This window comes from Planktothrix sp. PCC 11201, from assembly GCF_900009135.1.
Taxonomy (GTDB): Bacteria; Cyanobacteriota; Cyanobacteriia; order Cyanobacteriales; family Microcoleaceae; genus Planktothrix.
Genome location: NZ_LT797711.1, coordinates 291,243 through 308,456, shown reverse-complemented (window position 1 = coordinate 308,456; position 17,214 = coordinate 291,243). Strand labels below are relative to the sequence as shown.

General features: G+C 42.2%; 14 protein-coding genes. 7 read left to right on the top strand and 7 right to left on the bottom strand.

The genetic code is table 11. The features are described from left to right. Positions 1 to 131: 131 nt before the first annotated feature. Positions 132 to 653 (bottom strand): phage tail protein, encoded by a 522-nt coding sequence (locus tag PL11201_RS23655; protein WP_079681306.1) that lies wholly within the window; start codon positions 651 to 653, stop codon positions 132 to 134. 129 nt (positions 654 to 782) lie between these two features. Beyond that, positions 783 to 2,555, bottom strand: coding sequence for a phage tail sheath family protein (locus tag PL11201_RS23650; RefSeq protein ID WP_079681305.1), 1,773 nt, complete (start codon positions 2,553 to 2,555; stop codon positions 783 to 785). Positions 2,556 to 3,161: 606 nt separating this feature from the next. On the opposite strand from PL11201_RS23650, the gene PL11201_RS23645 reads away from it, so the two are divergent. The 3 genes from PL11201_RS23645 to PL11201_RS23635 all read left to right on the top strand — a co-directional run bounded on the left by PL11201_RS23645 (position 3,162) and on the right by PL11201_RS23635 (position 7,240). Beyond that, positions 3,162 to 3,902, top strand: a complete 741-nt coding sequence (locus PL11201_RS23645) for a LuxR C-terminal-related transcriptional regulator (RefSeq protein WP_159451575.1) — start codon at positions 3,162 to 3,164, stop codon at positions 3,900 to 3,902. A 13-nt stretch (positions 3,903 to 3,915) separates the two neighbouring features. Next, a complete protein-coding gene (locus PL11201_RS23640; protein WP_079681303.1) occupies positions 3,916 to 5,187 on the top strand; it encodes a Pvc16 family protein in 1,272 nt (423 codons plus the stop codon). Positions 5,188 to 5,278: 91 nt separating this feature from the next. Next, positions 5,279 to 7,240, top strand: coding sequence for an ATP-binding protein (locus PL11201_RS23635; RefSeq protein WP_079681302.1), 1,962 nt, complete (start codon positions 5,279 to 5,281; stop codon positions 7,238 to 7,240). Between the two features lie 96 nt (positions 7,241 to 7,336). On the opposite strand, the gene PL11201_RS23630 is transcribed toward PL11201_RS23635, so the two are convergent. Further along, on the bottom strand, positions 7,337 to 7,822 hold the full coding sequence (locus PL11201_RS23630) for a hypothetical protein (RefSeq protein ID WP_079681301.1): 486 nt from the start codon (positions 7,820 to 7,822) through the stop codon (positions 7,337 to 7,339). A gap of 183 nt (positions 7,823 to 8,005) precedes the next feature. On the opposite strand from PL11201_RS23630, the gene PL11201_RS23625 reads away from it, so the two are divergent. Next, complete coding sequence (locus tag PL11201_RS23625) at positions 8,006 to 8,344, top strand: type II toxin-antitoxin system HicB family antitoxin (protein ID WP_079681300.1); 339 nt, start codon at positions 8,006 to 8,008, stop codon at positions 8,342 to 8,344. Between the two features lie 6 nt (positions 8,345 to 8,350). On the opposite strand, the gene ffh is transcribed toward PL11201_RS23625, so the two are convergent. From ffh to hisF, 4 genes are all read right to left on the bottom strand, one after another. Beyond that, entirely contained in the window at positions 8,351 to 9,787 is a 1,437-nt protein-coding gene (gene ffh, locus PL11201_RS23620; protein ID WP_079681299.1) for a signal recognition particle protein, read from the bottom strand. A gap of 285 nt (positions 9,788 to 10,072) precedes the next feature. Next, positions 10,073 to 10,864 (bottom strand): pentapeptide repeat-containing protein, encoded by a 792-nt coding sequence (locus tag PL11201_RS23615; protein WP_079681298.1) that lies wholly within the window; start codon positions 10,862 to 10,864, stop codon positions 10,073 to 10,075. Positions 10,865 to 10,945: 81 nt separating this feature from the next. Then, positions 10,946 to 12,121, bottom strand: a complete 1,176-nt coding sequence (locus PL11201_RS23610) for a pentapeptide repeat-containing protein (RefSeq protein WP_079681297.1) — start codon at positions 12,119 to 12,121, stop codon at positions 10,946 to 10,948. A gap of 175 nt (positions 12,122 to 12,296) precedes the next feature. Next, the gene (hisF, locus tag PL11201_RS23605; protein ID WP_079681296.1) at positions 12,297 to 13,076 is read right to left on the bottom strand and encodes an imidazole glycerol phosphate synthase subunit HisF; all 780 of its coding nucleotides are present in this window, start codon (positions 13,074 to 13,076) and stop codon (positions 12,297 to 12,299) included. Between the two features lie 185 nt (positions 13,077 to 13,261). Between hisF and PL11201_RS23600 the strand changes: the two genes are divergently transcribed. From PL11201_RS23600 to PL11201_RS23590, 3 genes are all read left to right on the top strand, one after another. Continuing rightward, positions 13,262 to 14,863, top strand: coding sequence for a tetratricopeptide repeat-containing S1 family peptidase (locus PL11201_RS23600; RefSeq protein ID WP_144017877.1), 1,602 nt, complete (start codon positions 13,262 to 13,264; stop codon positions 14,861 to 14,863). Positions 14,864 to 15,021: 158 nt separating this feature from the next. Then, the gene (locus PL11201_RS23595; RefSeq protein WP_079681295.1) at positions 15,022 to 15,435 is read left to right on the top strand and encodes a nuclear transport factor 2 family protein; all 414 of its coding nucleotides are present in this window, start codon (positions 15,022 to 15,024) and stop codon (positions 15,433 to 15,435) included. Positions 15,436 to 15,640: 205 nt separating this feature from the next. Next, positions 15,641 to 17,212, top strand: a complete 1,572-nt coding sequence (locus PL11201_RS23590) for a Cas10/Cmr2 second palm domain-containing protein (RefSeq protein ID WP_079681294.1) — start codon at positions 15,641 to 15,643, stop codon at positions 17,210 to 17,212. Positions 17,213 to 17,214 lie beyond the last annotated feature (2 nt).

Genomic DNA, 17,214 nt, shown 5'->3' with positions numbered 1-17,214 from the left:
TGTCGCTCGTCTAGCCAGATTTATCGGGGGGGTATGTTGGCAATTACCAATTACGAATTATCAATTACGAATTAATGAATTAATAAATTAGGAGTTAGCTAATTGTCTCGTAATTCGTAATTCATTATATGTCACCGACCACCATAGGTAACAGCAGCACCACTGATGGATTTGACTTTATTGATTCGTTCAGCCACCAGTTCATAGGTTTCTACTGCCAGATCTTGACCTGTGACATCCGCATCGGCAATGGAGTATTTTTTCGGCCAAGCGCGTTCTAAATTCCACCGGAGGATTTCCTTACCGTTGGGATCATAAACAACAACTGAACCACTTTTACGGTTATTTGACCAGTTGCCGTTACCGCCCTCACTAACGGGTAAGCATTCTTGAAACCATTTGTACATTTGGGCGCTGGCACCTTGGGGGGAATCGCACAGGTAAACTTCAACGGTCATGGCGGGGTTAGAATCGTAACCGCCAGAGGTGGTTTGTCGGTCATGAATTCCGCCTTTTGATGAACCTATGGGTTTAGCATTTCCTGTAACTTTACCTTCATAGGAAATTTGAGCCATACTTTTAATTTGAGCCTGAGTAATTCCATCAAACTCAACGTAAAACCGAGAGGCAACAGTAGTAACAACTCCGACCATGTTTTTATTCCTTTTGTAAGTTTTTAGTGTGGAAATCGGGATCACGGATTTAAGAGGATTTCACGGATTTCACGGATTTTAATCTGCGTCATCCTCTTAAATTCCCTAATACCCAAAACCTTTGTTGATTTAAGAGAATTCGTTACCTTCTTCTTCGTTTTCATCGCCGGTGATCTGACTCATGCGGAAGATCACAAATTCAGCAGGACGCACGGGGGCTACACCGACTTCAACGTACAAACGGCCTAGGAGCATCGTTTGTGGGGTATTAATTTCTTCGTCACACTTGACGTAGTAGGCTTGAGCCGGACTACCGCCAACTAGAGCGCCTTCGCGCCAGAGGGAGTCAAGGAAATTACCGAGGGTGCGTTTAACCCGTTGCCAGAGGTCTTCATCGTTGGGTTCAAAGACGACCCATTGGGTTCCCTGTTCAATGGATTTCTCAATGTAGCTCATCAAGCGACGGACGTTAATATAACGCCATTGAATATTATCCGCTTCCACCAGGGTACGGGCGCCCCAAATCCTGAGACCACGGTTGGGGAAACTGCGGACACAGTTAATTCCCAAGGGGTTTAATAATTCCTGTTCCCGGAAGTTGCAGTCATAACTCAAACCGACCAGACCCCGGGGGACTTCATTGGCGGGCGCCTTATGGACGCCTCTGGTTTCATCCACCCGTGACCAGACACCTGCAACATATCCACAGGGAGGAATGGAAATCGGACGCCCGGCATTCCGGGGGTTGGGAACTCTGATCCAAGGATAGTAGAGGGCCGCAAATTGAGAACGACGGTTAAAGTCTTCGGTGAGCCAACGGGCCACATCTTGGGGTTTAACCCGATCAGGAGGGGTATCGAGAATCACCATTCGGTTTGGTGGGTTGGGGATATCACCAGCCGTCGCACCTTCACTGAGACTGAGCATCATATCCATGATCCCATGAAGCTGATCGAGATTCATCAATCCAGCTTCGTACACGCGCATTAAGTCAGGACAGGCAACAATGGTCACGTCGTCGATTTCAAATAGACCCCGTACCCCTGTGCGATCATCCCGTCCACCTTCGACATATTGACTGAATAGTTCGGGCTGAACGTCCAGTGGCGGGGGACTGACTTCATAGAAGCCATTATTGGGGCGTTTTGCTAGGGGGCTGCCTGTGAGGGAAATGTCTGTGATCCGAACATAGCGGGACTCTTGCAGGGCATTGAACACATAATCTGCCACGGCGACGTCGGCTTGGGCGTTCATGGTCAGGTGTTCGTAGCGTTCTAGCTCCTCGCCGCCTTGGGTGATAACAACGGTGAAGTATTCCCCTGTGTTCGCGGGCATAGCAGTTATTGCCCTTGCCTCTGTACCTGCCTCTGTACCTGCCTCTGCTGAGGAGGTTGGGGGTAAGGCGGGTGCTGGAGCTTTGGGTAGGCCTTCGGTAATTCTAACGCGGATGGTTCTTTCGTTAGCTGATACTAAAGCGCCGTTAATGTTCTCTATTGAGGCAATTGCGGGATCGCTCAGGGAAAACCGCAGGGCGGGACGTTTGGCGCGGTTCATCACCTCTGTGCCTAATTCCGTTGGTGCTGGGGCAGCAGAACCTGGTAATCTGGTGCCGATACTGGTTACCCAACAACGGCCGCCACCGTTTAAAAACCAGCCGTAAACTGAAAAGGGCAGGTAGGCGTTGAAGTCGGTGAAGCCGTCGGAATTGGGGCGAGCGAAATACTGGAGGTATTGGCTCCAAGTGGTGACTAACATCGGTTTGAACATTTCGGCACCACCGCGCACATCTTCGGTAAAGCCCAAAAATCCGGCGACCGCGGTGGGGACTCCTGCTATCGGACGACTTCCTCTATCAACTTCTTCTACATACACACCTGGAGCAAAATAGTCAAGTCTTGCCATATTTCTTTTCCTTATATCAATATTTAGCCTTCGAGTGCTGCTCAACAATTTGCTATGCAGCCCAGATCGGGTTTGTCCTGATTACTATTAGTTAATGTGCCTAGATTAAGGTGAAATAGACCCCAGGGGTTATAGACTTTGGTCGAAATTTTTTGGCTTTTTGAATGGGTTATTAATGCTAGGGCTTAGTTATGGCCTATTTCAACGGGATGTCAGGAAATCCAAATAATTGTAGGGGCGAGGCGCGCCTCGCCCCTACGGGGGAATGTAAGTATTTTTTAGGGTTAATAACCCCGATCATTATGACTGTACAATTCATTTAGACTTGCTATATCATGCTCTTGATAATGATTTAGGACTGCTATATTTAATTAACATTACTTTATTTTTCTTATTAATTTGTTAGGTTTCTATACAAATGTATTGAGAACTGAGTCGCAAAAATTAAATTTATATCTGAAGATAGATGTTATATTAAAACATAGTGTTCATGACACAAACTTCCTTCTGGGGCATCAAACCATATTAGTTTTAATTGGACTTGATATGTGGGTACATCAACTTAATCACACTTCTAATCGGGGGCCTGCCAGTGTTTCTAGGCTTATGCCTAAGAACATTTTACCAGAAACAATTGCAGTTATGCTGGTAGCCTGTGAATTGCCTTTTTGCAAGAGTTTGCAGGTATTACTTAAAGTTTATAATTTGAGTTCGTCATGGCAAATTAAGCTAGTTGGTGAAGCAAGTTCAATCAAATCTGTCCTGACCATGGCTGCCCAATGTAAACCCGGTTTGATTTTCCTAGATTGGGATTTATTTCAGGCACCTGATCAGGGCATTGAAATGATCAGAAGTTTAAGTCAGAAATCAGAACAGAATCAGAATGGCAGCAAAATTTTGGTGTTGTCTTCTTTAGGAGAGGAAAGTAGTATTTTTGCGACGATGCAAGCCGGAGCTTGGGGATATCTGTTGAAGGAAAATTTACCGACGCAACTGCCTATTGCTATGACGGCGGCTCTGAATAATCAAGTTTATTTATGTCCAGAAGTTACGGCCCGATTCTTTCGAGCTTTTCAGATAAACCAAGATCAATCAACAGCCACTCAACCCCAGGAACCCTCTAATCAACTGACAGAATTAAATAGCTCTAATCCCTATAATTTAACAAATCGAGAACGGGAAGTCCTAAAATTGTTGGTAGAAGGATACCGAAATCAAGAAATAGCTCGTTCCCTTTATATTACCGTAGCCACAGTCAAAGCTCACTTAACAACAATATTTGAAAAACTAGAGGTAGATAGTCGTAGTCGAGCGATTGTTCGGTCGTTACAGATGGGTCTTGTTTAAGACAAATTAAAGTATGAGTAATTATTTAGGTATTGCCACTGTGACGGCAACATTGCAGAGGATGTTACAACAATCTGTGCAGATGGATGTGGAGGGGGCAAGAGTGACAACAAACCGTCCAGAAAATACTGGGGGAACTCCAGAAACAGGAATTAGCATTTACCTCTACCATTTGAAGCGCAATACATCCCTGGGAAATGCAGATATGCCACCCCGTCAAAGGAAGGGAGAATTAACAAAGCGGAATCAATTACCTGTAGATTTATATTATTTGTTAAGTTGTTATGGAAATGAGATAGAATTGGAACCCCAGCGCTTATTAGGAAGTGCAATACGAACACTAGAAGACAGAGCGGTTTTATCCTCTCAAATGATTCGAGAAACAGTCAATGATCCCAGTTATCCTTTTTTAGCAAATTCTGATTTATCGGAACAAATTGAGATGATCCGAGCGGAATTTGTTCCGGTTTCAACGGATGAATTATCGAAAGTTTGGTCAGTCTTTTTTCAAACCCCTTATGTTTTATCTGTGATCTATAAAATTACAGTTGTGGTGTTAGATGGTGAGGAACCTGCCATGGTAGCACTGCCGATCCGCGATCGCAGCCTGAACGCCTGGGCATTTAGCAAACAACCGACGATTGATTTTGTCATGTCCACCGAAGGTCGATATCAGCCTATTTTCACCCATAGTACCTTATTAATTCGAGGTAAAATGCTTGCCAATGCCAATACCTCGATTAGAATTGGGGGTGTGGAAGTGGCACCAGGTACGGTGCAAGATCAGTCGATTACCTTAGCTCTGACTTTAGTGCCACCAGAGGCACTGCGACCCGGGGTTCAGGGGTTACAGGTAATTCACGGTCAAAGGTTAGAAAGGGGAAGCACGAATAGCCCCATCCAGGAGCGGGTTGAGTCCAATGTGGCTCCGTTTGTGTTGCGACCCGGTATCAAGGAGGTGAATTTGCTGGATGGGTCAGGAACGGACGACGAGCCTCGTAATGCTGAGGTAGAAGTGGTGACAGACGTGAGGATCGGTCAAGATCAGCGAGTGATTCTGATTTTAAATGAACAGACCGCCCTACAGCCTGCCGCTTACATTTTTAACGCCCAGCCTCGGAATAATAATACTGTTCGGCTTATCTTCTCACTTAAAGCTATTAAAAATAGCAACTATTTAGTGAGGATTCAAGTCGATGGTGCAGAAAGTCTCTGTCAAATTGATGGCGATCGCCATAGTCCCACCTTTGATCAGTATATTAGTCCAACGATCACCATCCCCTAGTAGTAAGCCCTTCAGGGCTTCTTCAAGGCTTATATACAAATATGGCAAAGAGTCCTAAAAAACTCACTACAATTGAATTTTCTCACCCAAAATGAACGCTGTTTCTGTGCAAAACTGGCAAAAAGCGAACCAAGAATCCCTAATGGTGGCACTGGCTCAAGTGCGACTGGTACTGGAATGGAAAGCCAGTCAAGATAGTCACACTCCAAAGCCGACGGCTACATTGGAACTATCGGAGCATTCATCTCTACAACAGATCTGTCGCATCTTTGGCCTGTCCACCTTTGAACGAGACTTACTGATCATCTGTGCAGGTATGGAATTAGACGCCAGTTTTGCCAGCTTGTGCGCCCTAGCTCAAGGGGACTCGCAAAAACTTTATCCCACCTTCAGTTTAGCCCTCAGTAGCCTGGATAATCCCCATTGGAACGCCCTCACCCCTACGGCTCCCCTACGACACTGGCGATTGATTGAGATCGGTAGTGGATCGGCACTTACCCAGAGTCCCCTCCGTATTGACGAGCGCATCCTGCATTACTTGGTGGGAGTCCAACACTTAGATGAGCGACTGATGGGAATAATTGAGCCACTAAAAGGAGAAAATCAATTAGTTCCTTCTCATCAACAGTTAGCTAAACAGTTGGCAGAAACCCTGTCTCAGAGTGCCGGAAACGACACTGTGCCCGCCGTGCAACTCTGTGGAGAAGATACCAGTAGCAAGCGGGCGATCGCCCTATCCGCCTGCCAAATATTGGGACTAGATGCCCATTTACTCAGGGCCGATCACTTACCCAGCAACAGAAACGAACTGTCTCAACTGCTGCGGTTGTGGGATCGAGAAGCGGTTTTGTGTAATAGTGCTTTAGTCCTGGACTGCGACGAAGTAGACGGTTCAGATCGGGACGGAAATGCCGTCGCCCATATCATTGAACAAATTAATAGTCCTCTGATTATCACCGCACGAGATCGGATTAGTCAGAGACAGCGCCCGTTAGTGAATTTTGAAGTTAGCAAGCCTACCAACTCAGAACAATACCTATTATGGGAGGAGGCATTGGTGATGGAACGGGAGGAGTTGCCGGAGATTATAGAACACCTAGTCGGACAATTTAACCTGAATGCCCCCGCCATTGCTGCGGCTTGTGCTAGTACCCTCGGACAAATGGGGCTAAGTGAGAATTATGATCACCTGAATGATACTTTATGGGAGGCTTGTCGCGCCCAAGCTCGTCCTCGTATGGAAGATTTGGCCCAACGAATTGAACCAAGTGCGAGTTGGGAGGATTTGGTATTACCTGAAATGCAGTCACAAACTCTGAAAGCGGTGATTGCCCATGTTCGTCAGCGCGTTAAAGTTTATGAAGGTTGGGGGTTTGCTAAAAAAGGCGGACGGGGTTTAGGAATTAGTGCGTTATTTGCTGGCCCTAGTGGGACGGGAAAAACCACGGCGGCGGAAGTGATGGCTCAGGAGTTAAATTTGGACTTATATCGGATTGATCTGAGTTCGGTGGTGAGTAAATATATTGGGGAAACGGAGAAGAATTTGCGACGGGTTTTTGATGCGGCGGAAACGGGTGGAGCGATTTTACTTTTTGATGAAGCGGATGCTTTATTTGGCAAACGTTCTGATGTGAAAGATTCCCATGACCGCCATGCCAATATTGAAGTTAGTTATTTATTGCAACGGATGGAAGCCTATGGAGGGTTAGCAATTTTAACTACGAATTTAAAGGGGGCATTAGATAGTGCATTTTTGCGAAGAATTCGGTTTGTAGTGCAGTTTCCGTTTCCTGATGTGACCCAACGGGCTGAAATTTGGCGGCGGATTTTTCCCCAGGAAATGCCCTTGGAAGGGGTGGATGTGAACAAATTAGCTAAACTGAGTGTATCCGGGGGAAATATTCGTAATATTGCGATGAATGCTGCTTTTTTGGCGGCGGATTCTAATGAAGTTGTGACGATGAAACATTTATTAAATGCGGCTCGTAGTGAAAGTATGAAGATGGAAAAACCTTTAACGGATACGGAGGTAAAAGGATGGGTTAGTCCTTGAATTGTAGACAATAACAATCAATATTTTTAACTCTAAATAATAACTGAATTCCATGTTAGTTTAGGAGTGATATTAACTTTTGGGCAGGGTAAATTATTAGATTCCTCTAATACTACCTGATTGGGCATACTCTAAAACTTGTTGCCAACCTAAAGATATTGCTCTATTTAAAGGCATTGATCCACCATTCGCAAAGACAACTGACTGATTCCCGTTTCGATCTTCTTTAACATCAATGATCAAAGCATTTCTTAAATCATAACCCCAAACTATTGCTGCTTCTTCCCAATATTTTAAACAGGGATTTTTAAAATTAGGATCATTCAACCATTCATCATTCCAGTGATAGGATTTATAACCTTCAGCTAATGCTTTCATCAAAAACCCTGTTGGGTGTTTTAATTGTCCTGCTTTATAGACTTCTATTGTTCTTTGAAAAGCACTTTCCATATTGCTTATATTTAAGAAAATCGACTCTTGTACTTCATCCCAATTTAATTGGACTCCTATATGTAATAAAGCATATTTATATTTTCGATAAATCTCTAATTCTATTTCGTCTAATTCATTTAACCAACTCATTTTTTTTGATATATAAGGATTTAGGAGATTTTTTTACTTATTTGAAAGTAGATAGCTTGATTATTAGATTATGACACTACATCATGATATCATTTGCATTCTGATTGTGCTAAACTTAATTTATAAAACCTCAATGAATCTTAATAAACCATAATAAATCTTCAACAAAAAAATCAGATTATTATGCTCAATTACAAAGGTTATACGGCTCAAATTGAAGTTGATGTAGATGCTGGAATTTTGTTTGGTCAAGTGTTAGACATTAACGATGTGATTACTTTTAAAGGAAAAACAGTTGAAGAAATCAGGCAAGAATTTAAGAATTCTATTGATGATTATTTAGAATTTTGTCAAGAATTAGGGCAGGAACCTGATAAACCCTTTTCAGGAAAACTGCCCTTTCGGACTACCCCAGAAAACCATCGCAAAATCTTCTTAGCTGCCAAAAAAGCAGGAAAAAGTATTAATGCTTGGATGGATGAAACATTGATTCGGGAAGCTAATCAAACAATTCAAACTTAACCCGTTTTAAAGTTGTCCAAACCCTTTTTTCTTTTTCTCTTTCTTTTTCTTAGCTTTAGCCCCCCCGGGATAACCGCCTCCCATACCCGGCATTCCGGGCATCCCGGGCATTCCCATACCGGGCATTCCTCCCATACCGGGCATCATTCCTTGACTCATTTGTTGCATCATCACCCGCATTTTCTGGAAGTCACTAACTAACTTCATCACATCTTTTTCTAGCATTCCTGAACCTTTCGCAATGCGTTTGCGACGGGAAGGAGAACTGGCTAATAAATCGGGGTTTTTGCGCTCATCAACGGTCATGGAATTAATCATCGCTTCCGAGCGTTTGAGTTGCGCTTCTCCCTGGTCTAATTGGTCTTGGGAAATCTTATTCATCCCCGGAATTAACTTAATTAATCCTCCCAAAGACCCCATATTTTTCATCATCCGAGTTTGACGCAGGAAGTCGGTAAAATCAAATTTTGCCGTCACAATTTTTTCCTGCATTCTCTCGGCGTCCGCCAAGTCGAATTCCTCTTGGGCTTTTTCAACTAAGGTTAAAATATCCCCCATGCCTAAAATTCGAGAGGCAACCCGGTCAGGGTAAAAAGGTTGTAATGCTTCGACTTTTTCCCCCACCCCGACAAATTTAATCGGAGCCCCCGATACCCGACGAATGGATAACGCCGCCCCGCCGCGACTATCCCCATCCATCTTAGTTAAAATTGCCCCAGTAATCCCAATTTGGTCGTTAAATGTGCGGGTTAAATTAGCAGCTTCTTGACCCGTCATCGCATCCACGACTAACAGGGTTTCATGGGGTTCAATTGTTTCTTTAATTTGGGCTAATTCCGCCATCATATTTTCGTCTATTTGCAGACGTCCGGCGGTGTCAATAATGACGGTATCAATATCTTGATTTCGGGCATATTCGACCCCTTGGCGGGCAATTTCTACGGGGTCGGTATCGGTTCCCATTTCAAAGACGGGAACGTTAATTTGTTTGCCTAATGTGATTAATTGATTAATCGCGGCGGGGCGATAAATGTCCGTAGCGACTAATAAGGCGGTGCGATTTTCCTTTCTCAAATGCAGGGCTAATTTTGCCGTGGCGGTGGTTTTTCCTGTCCCTTGTAACCCAGCCATTAATATAATGGTTGGGGCGGTGTCCGCTTGGGCGAGGGGAACGTTACTTTCCCCCATAACGTTGACCAATTCGTCATGGACGATTTTAACAAACTGTTCTCCGGGTCGTACGCCGGACACAACCTGCGCTCCCTGGGCTTTTTCGCCAACTTCGGCGACAAATTCCTTGACGACTTGCAGGTTAACATCGGCTTCGAGTAGGGCGCGACGGACTTCCTTTAGGGCATCTTGAATATTAGACTCACTAATTTTATCCTGACCTCGGAGTTTCTTCCAAGTGGATTCAAAGCGTTCGGCAAGAGCATCAAACATAGCAATTTCTTTAGGGAACAAATGGGCGTCAGTCTCTATAATAATATTGAAAGGGCCGCAATTGTGCTTCAATCCATTAATTTAATAGTATTATACAACTTGAATTAGTAGCTGTCATCTAATTGAACACTCTATTTTTTAGAAAAAAGAAGATAAATCCAACCTATAATTTTTGATGGGGATTTTAAAAAGTAATCATCATTATTTGAACCTATAAAAACATTTGTTGTTGCGATGCGGCGCTCCATATTTTTAGAGTGCGCTGAAGCGCAACAACAATAAGGTTTAATCTCGTTTGATCTTTTCTATCTTTTCATCAAAAATTGCTCCTCTTTTGATTAAGTCTGCTTTCACGGTTTCTGAAATTCCCGCATCATGCCAAAGTCGAGCTTCTTTAACATTAGCTCCGGTAAAATCCACTCCGGCTAAATTGGTTAAAGCTAATCCTGCTTGATATAGGTCAGCATTTTTTAAACAAGCTCCCGTTAAATTGGCATCGCTTAAATTGCAGTTGCTTAAATTAGCTTCTTCCAAATTAACATGGCTTAAATTAGCTCCACTTAAATTCGCTAAAGCTAAACTTACCCGGTGCAAATCAGCACCGCTTAAATCCGTATCACTTAATAAGGCTCCACTTAAATCCGCCCCTCCTAAATTCACGTTTCTTAAATCAGCATTCGTTAAGTTAATATCGCTTAAATCCGCCCCTCGTAAATAGGCATTCGGCAGTGTGGCTCCGATTAAATCCAGTCCACTTAAGTTAGCTCCTAATAGTTTCGCTTGGGCAAAATCTTCTAAGGGATTTAAACCCGCAATTTCCGCTAATTCTAAAAAATTATCGGTTTTTGCGGATATAATAGCTTGAACTGTTGTTTGCAAATCAGAAAAATGACACCCTTGAGATGCTGCTTTTTGGGTTAACAATTGCAAATCTTCATGGTTATCATAATGGAGTGCCATTTCGTGAATATCAGCAGGTAAAGGTTGTTTTTGTAACCAAAGTACCAGTTTACGCTCCAACACCGCCAAGCGATTTGGGCTCAGATTATGGGGCCAAAGTCCTTCTACACCAGTCATAATAGTTTTAATGGTTTTGTTTATTAATATCATTAAACATCACAGAGGGTTAACCACTAACACCTAGGATGTTCTACTAACCTAATCTTTATTTTCCTTAAAAATTGCCCCTTGTTTGACTAACTCGGATTTAATTCGCTGGGAAATTCCTACTACCTCGGTAAAATCAACGTTTGTGACCTGGGCATTTTTAGTCTCGGCTTGGCTGAAATTAGCCCCTGTTAAGTTCACACCTTGAAATTTTACCCCGGTTAGGTCGGCATAGTTCAGATTGGCGTGGCTGAGGTTAGCTTGGGTCAAGTTGGCATAGGGTAAATAGGCACTTATTAAGTTAGCATGGCCTAAATTGGCATGACTCAGATTAGCCCTAGGCATTTTCGTCCTGACATCGGCTTCGCTGAGGTTAGCACCTGTTAAATCGGCATCGCGTAAATTAGCATTCGTTAAAATAGCATAACTGAGGTTAGCTTCTTTTAAAATGGCTCCGCTCAAATCCGCTAAGGTTAAATTAGCATAACTGAGGTTAGTTTTTTCTAAATTTGCCCCTCGTAAATCGGCGTAATTAAAATCAAGATGACTTAAATCCATACCCGCAAAGTCAAACAAAGGATCTAAGCCAATATTTTGGGCTTGCTGTAGAATATTGCCGGGATTTTCTATTAAAAACTCTCGAAAAATAGCTTGATGCTGTTGATGATAGGATTCAACTTCTTCCCATTGTTCTAATTGTTCATAAATTAACTTTAAATGGTTAAAAGCATTGCCTTGACTTGGATAATTTTTGTGGGTTTTTGCCAGGATTAATTGTTGTTGATAAGCCTCAATTGCCAGTTCAAATTGTTCTTGGGCGAGATAGATTTTTCCTAATACTGATAAGGCTTGTTCTTCCGTGTGGGGATCTAAAAATTGACGAGCGAGGGCTAACCGTTGGTTTTGGTATTCCAGGGCGTTAACATAGTCTCCTAAATTATAGGAAATATTGCTCAGATTAATTAAAGCATTCATTTCACCTTTGGGATCTTGAATTTCCCGAGAGATCTCTAAGTGTTGTTGATAGCAATTGATTGCCAATTCCGGGCTTAATAGAACTTCATGGACAGCCCCTAGATTCCCCCAGGCTGCGCCTTCGCGTTTGCGATCCTTTAGATTTCGGTAAGCGTGAAGGGCTGCTTGCCAAGATGCTAAAGCGGCTTGATATTCTGTATTTTGATAGTGTAAAATCCCTTGCTGAAATAACTCGTTGGCTTGATCTAACATCTAAATCGTTTATGTGATGAATTCTTTGATCCAGGTTAATCTAAATCCGTTAATTATGCAAGGGGTAATCTATTCTCCCTAACCCAGCTTTTTTCTGGGGATTTAGGGGGAATAGATAGGGGCAGTCATTAGGGGTTTTCGACTTTAGTTGCTTCTGATCAAGATGACTTCACCCCTACACAATATCAGGATTCCTCACCGTGACTTGATGTTCCGCTAAATAGGTCTTAATTTCTGCCACACTTAATTGACCATAATGCAATAAGGAGGCTAATAAAGCGGCTTCAGCTTTCCCTTGAGTTAAGGCTTGATAAATATGCTCACAAGTCCCCGCGCCTCCCGACGCAATCACCGGAATTTCCACGGATTCGGCAATAGTTCGAGTTAATTCTAAATCATAGCCCGCCTGGGTTCCATCGGCATCCATACTGGTAATTAGAAGTTCTCCGGCGCCTCTTTTTGTAACTTCTTTCGCCCAGTTTAGGGCATCAATTCCCGTATTTTCCCGACCGCCTCGCACATAAACATCCCAACCCGGATTATCAGGATTTGTACGCCTACGGGCATCAATTGCTACTACAATACATTGCACCCCAAAGCGATCACTGGCTCGATTAATTAAGTCAGGATCACGCACGGCGGCGGAATTAATACTAACTTTATCTGCTCCGGCTCTTAATAAGTTTTTAATCATTTCTAAGTTTTGAATTCCGCCCCCCACCGTTAAGGGAATAAATACCTGTTCGGCGGTGCGATAAACCACATCAAAAATAATATCTCGGTCTTCGTGGGTGGCGGTGATATCCAGAAATACTAATTCATCCGCTCCGGCATCATTATAAGCCGCCGCTAATTCCACCGGATCACCAGCATCTTTTAAATCAACAAAATTAACCCCCTTTACCACTCGACCTGCTTTCACATCCAAACAAGGTAAAATTCGTTTTGCCAGCATAATAAATGTTCAAGATTAGGATACCAAAATCAAGGGGAACAATCCCTTTTTTAAGGTGATATTAATTATATAGCAGGGAATACGCAAATAGGGAATAGGTAATTAATCAGTGTTCCAAACCGGATTAATAAAAAACGGCTGGAAGAAAGAAGGAGTTATAAGTCACAACAAATTAGGAGGAAAAAATGAGCTTTCGATTCATCCGTTATCGGTTTTTTAAAATGGGTTTATTTATTATATTCGGTTTGATATTAACTTTGGGTTTCAATCCTCAAGTCATGGCATTAACCGCCGAGGAGATTAACCAAATCAGTCAGTCGATTACCGTATTAATTGATGGTTTAAATCCCGGGTCGGGAGTAATTATTGCTAAAAATCAAAATACTTATTATGTATTAACAGCAAATCATGTGGTTAAAACACCCGATGAATATACGGTAATTACCGTTGATGGTGAACAATATCCGATTGACTACAATCAGGTAATTAAATTACCCGGAGTTGATTTAGCGATTATCCCTTTTACCAGTGATAAAATTTATGCTGTTGCTCGTCTAGCCGATTATAATTATGATAGCCAATCGGAATATATTTTTATTTCAGGATGGCCAGATTCTAAGTTGCCCATTGCCGATCGCAGACGAGTATTTGCCACGGGTTTATTAATCAGTGAAGCCGAAAAAAACTCCTTAATTAAAGAACCTTTTACCCGAGGATATGATTTATTCTATACTAATAGGACGCAGGTGGGAATGAGCGGATCTCCGATTTTAGATCGGGAGGGTCGAGTGATTGGAATTCATGGTCAATCGGAGGGACAAATTTTTAGTAATCCAGAATTGGGCTCGGTGTCTCGGGTGACATTAGGATATAGTGCTGGTATTCCCCTCCAAAAGTTTTTACAATCAGGAATAACCTTGAATTTAAACATTAGCAATCAACCTCCTAACCCCATGAATGCCCGGGAATTAAAATCGATTCATCAAGCCTTAAAACCCCCGGAATTTACAGGAGAATCAACTGCTTTAGATTGGTCAAATCGGGGGAACCAATTCTATCGATTAGAACAATGGCAAGAGGCTTTAAAAGCCTTTGATCAAGCTATAGCCATTCAATCTAATTTTCATCCTGCTTGGTATGGTAGGGGCAATAGTTTGGTACAGTTAAAACGGTATCAAGAAGCCGTTGAATCTTATTCTAGGACAACACAACTTCAGCGTGATTTTTATTTGGCTTGGCGGGAAAAGGGCAAGGTTTTAATTAAATTAAAACAATATGAAGATGCTCTTTTAGCGTGGAATCAAATGTTAATCATTAAACCCGAGGATTATCAGATTTGGTATTTAAGGGGAAATTTATTGATGAATCAGTTAAAACAGCATCAAGAAGCAATTCAATCCTATAACCGGGCGATTAATTTAAAACCTGATTTTGTTCCGGCTTTGATTAATCGAGGAATTGCTTATTATCAAATCCAAGATTATCAAGAAGCGATTCTCTCTTTTGATCAAGGGTTAAAACTCGATGATCAACAGGAAACCATTTGGCAATTACGGGGGGAAATATTAATGAAATTGCAACTCTATTCTCAAGCGTTAAGTTCTGTGGAAAAAGCGTTAAATTTAGCTGATCAAAATCCCCAACTCTGGATGTTAAAAGCTCAAATTTTAGCGCGGATGAAGCAATATCAAAATGCCAGAAATTCGGCATTAATGGCGTTAAAATTTAAACCGAGAGATCGAGAAATTATGGGTTTTATTCGTTCTTTAAGTCCACCCCGTCGTTAGTATAGAAATGGGCAACGACCCATCAACCTAACAATAGTAATATGAAATATAGTTATTAACGCCATAGATGATCCCCCCTAACCCCCCTTAAAAAGGGGGGAATTTGTAGAATATGTAGTATACATTTAGGGATTTCATATAACAAAGGAGAACGCTTCATGGAAACCAGACCCCCCTTACCGCCCTTTACCCTGGAAACCGCTAAAGCCAAAGTCCAAGCCGCTGAGGATGCTTGGAATACCTGTGATCCCGAACGAGTTGCATTAGCTTATACAGAGGATTCCGTTTGGCGAAATCGGGCGGAATTTTTTACGGGACGGGAAAAGATTCGAGAATTTCTCACTCGCAAGTGGAATACGGAACTAGATTATCGTTTGAAAAAAGAGTTATGGAGTTTCACCGATAACCGAATTTCTGTTAAATTTGAGTATGAATATCGTACGGATTCCGGTAAATGGTATCGCGCCTATGGGAATGAACAATGGGAATTTGCTCCTAATGGGTTAATGCAGCGACGGGAAGCCAGTATTAACGATTTACCAATTCAGGAATCCGAACGTAAATTTCGTTAAAAAGTTATGTGATTCAGTCTGACGGGGAGACTATTATATCAAAGGTTAAACCTCTGTAGAGACGTGCCACAATACGTCTCTACAGAGGTTTAAAAAATCAGTATATATACGGTTTTCTGACGCATAGTTTATCTGTAAAGTAATATTAATTTATAGCTATTATCGTTCCAGATGCTGTTCTATAAGGGATATCAAGTTAAAAAAAATGACCTACGCTGCTCTTACTTTTTCACCCGTACAGGGATTTATTGAGAAATCTCGCAAGCTCAGAGACTTGTATGGGGCATCAATTATTTTGTCCTATCTCAGTCAACAATTAGTGGAGGTGGCAACAAGTTATCAACTAGAAGTGATTTCTCCGGGGTTAGTTGATGTCGCTCAAGGAATGCCTAACCGCATTTTAATCAAAGGGGATTTTTCTGAACATCCAATAGACGAGTGGGTAAATCACACTATCCTATCAGCTTGGAAACAGATTTTATCGGAATGTAAACAATGGATTGAGCAAAAAATTCCCGAACATTCTCCTGATTTTTTCTATCATTGGCATCGAGATTGGGAAATGTGGGGAACCCATGCTTGGGAAGTTTTTTGGGGGTCAGGTAACACCATTCAAGAAGCAATGGAAGCTTTAGAAACTCAAAAATTATCTCGCAATTGGACAGGAATTAATTGGATTGGAGAAAGTTCCAGTTTAACGGGAATAGATGCGATCGCCTGGCCGGGATTAGGCAGTGGTAGTCGTAATCCCAAAACCTTAAAACATTCCAATGAAAATGAAAAAATAGAATCATTTTACACTCAACTAGCAACGGTCTTAGAAACTCCTGTAGCTCCATCCTCTCCTGGGGAAGAAGAACAACCCGAAGGTAAATTTCTTGACCCCCATGAACGCTTAAGTATCCCTGAGTTAGTCAAGCGTTTAATTACTCGTTATGAAATCCGTCGTCACTTTGAACAAATTCCTCCTTTAAAACGATTTACGGATTTAGAACGTAAACCTGACCCGGAAAAAAACCATTCAGGACAATGGACAGGATGGTTTATGGGAGATGGGGATAAAGTGGGTGAAACCCTGCAAAAAATTGCCGAGAAAAAAGGAGACGCAGGACTACAATTTTTTAGCACTGCCATGCGAACTTGGGGACGGGATTTTATGGGTAAATTTCCCTCCCATTTAGGTCGAGTAATTTATGCGGGAGGGGATGATTTTTTGGGGGTAATTTATAGTAAAAATCCCAATCAGCCCATTTCTTCCCAAACAGCCTTAAATTGGTTAACAGAATTAAACACGGAATGGAAAAAGCACGGACAAGATATCACCTTAAGCGTGGGATTTGTTTGGGCGGGTCATAGTGTTCCCCAACGGGATGTTTTACAACATTGTCGAGATGCAGAAAAACGGGCGAAATCCCTGGGTCGAAATCGGGTGACGCTGCGAATTGTCTTTAATAGTGGACAATATGTGCAATGGACTTGTCCTTGGGAACATTTATCCCTTTTAAACCAATATCAAGATCGCAATGGTGGAAACAATTGGAGTCAAGTTTATAGTGATTTAGCCCAATTAAAAGCCCGCCATGCTATTGATGTTAATGCTGCTAAACCTGATTATAAACTGGCTCTATCTCTGATGAACATTTACTTCCAAAATTCGGGAAAAATGATTTTAAAAAATCAGCAAAAATTAGTGGGAGATACCACTCCGGCTGCTTTGGTTAAATGGATTGAAGATTTAATTTTAGTCGGATGGCAACTCTGTAGTTCAGTTAATTAACA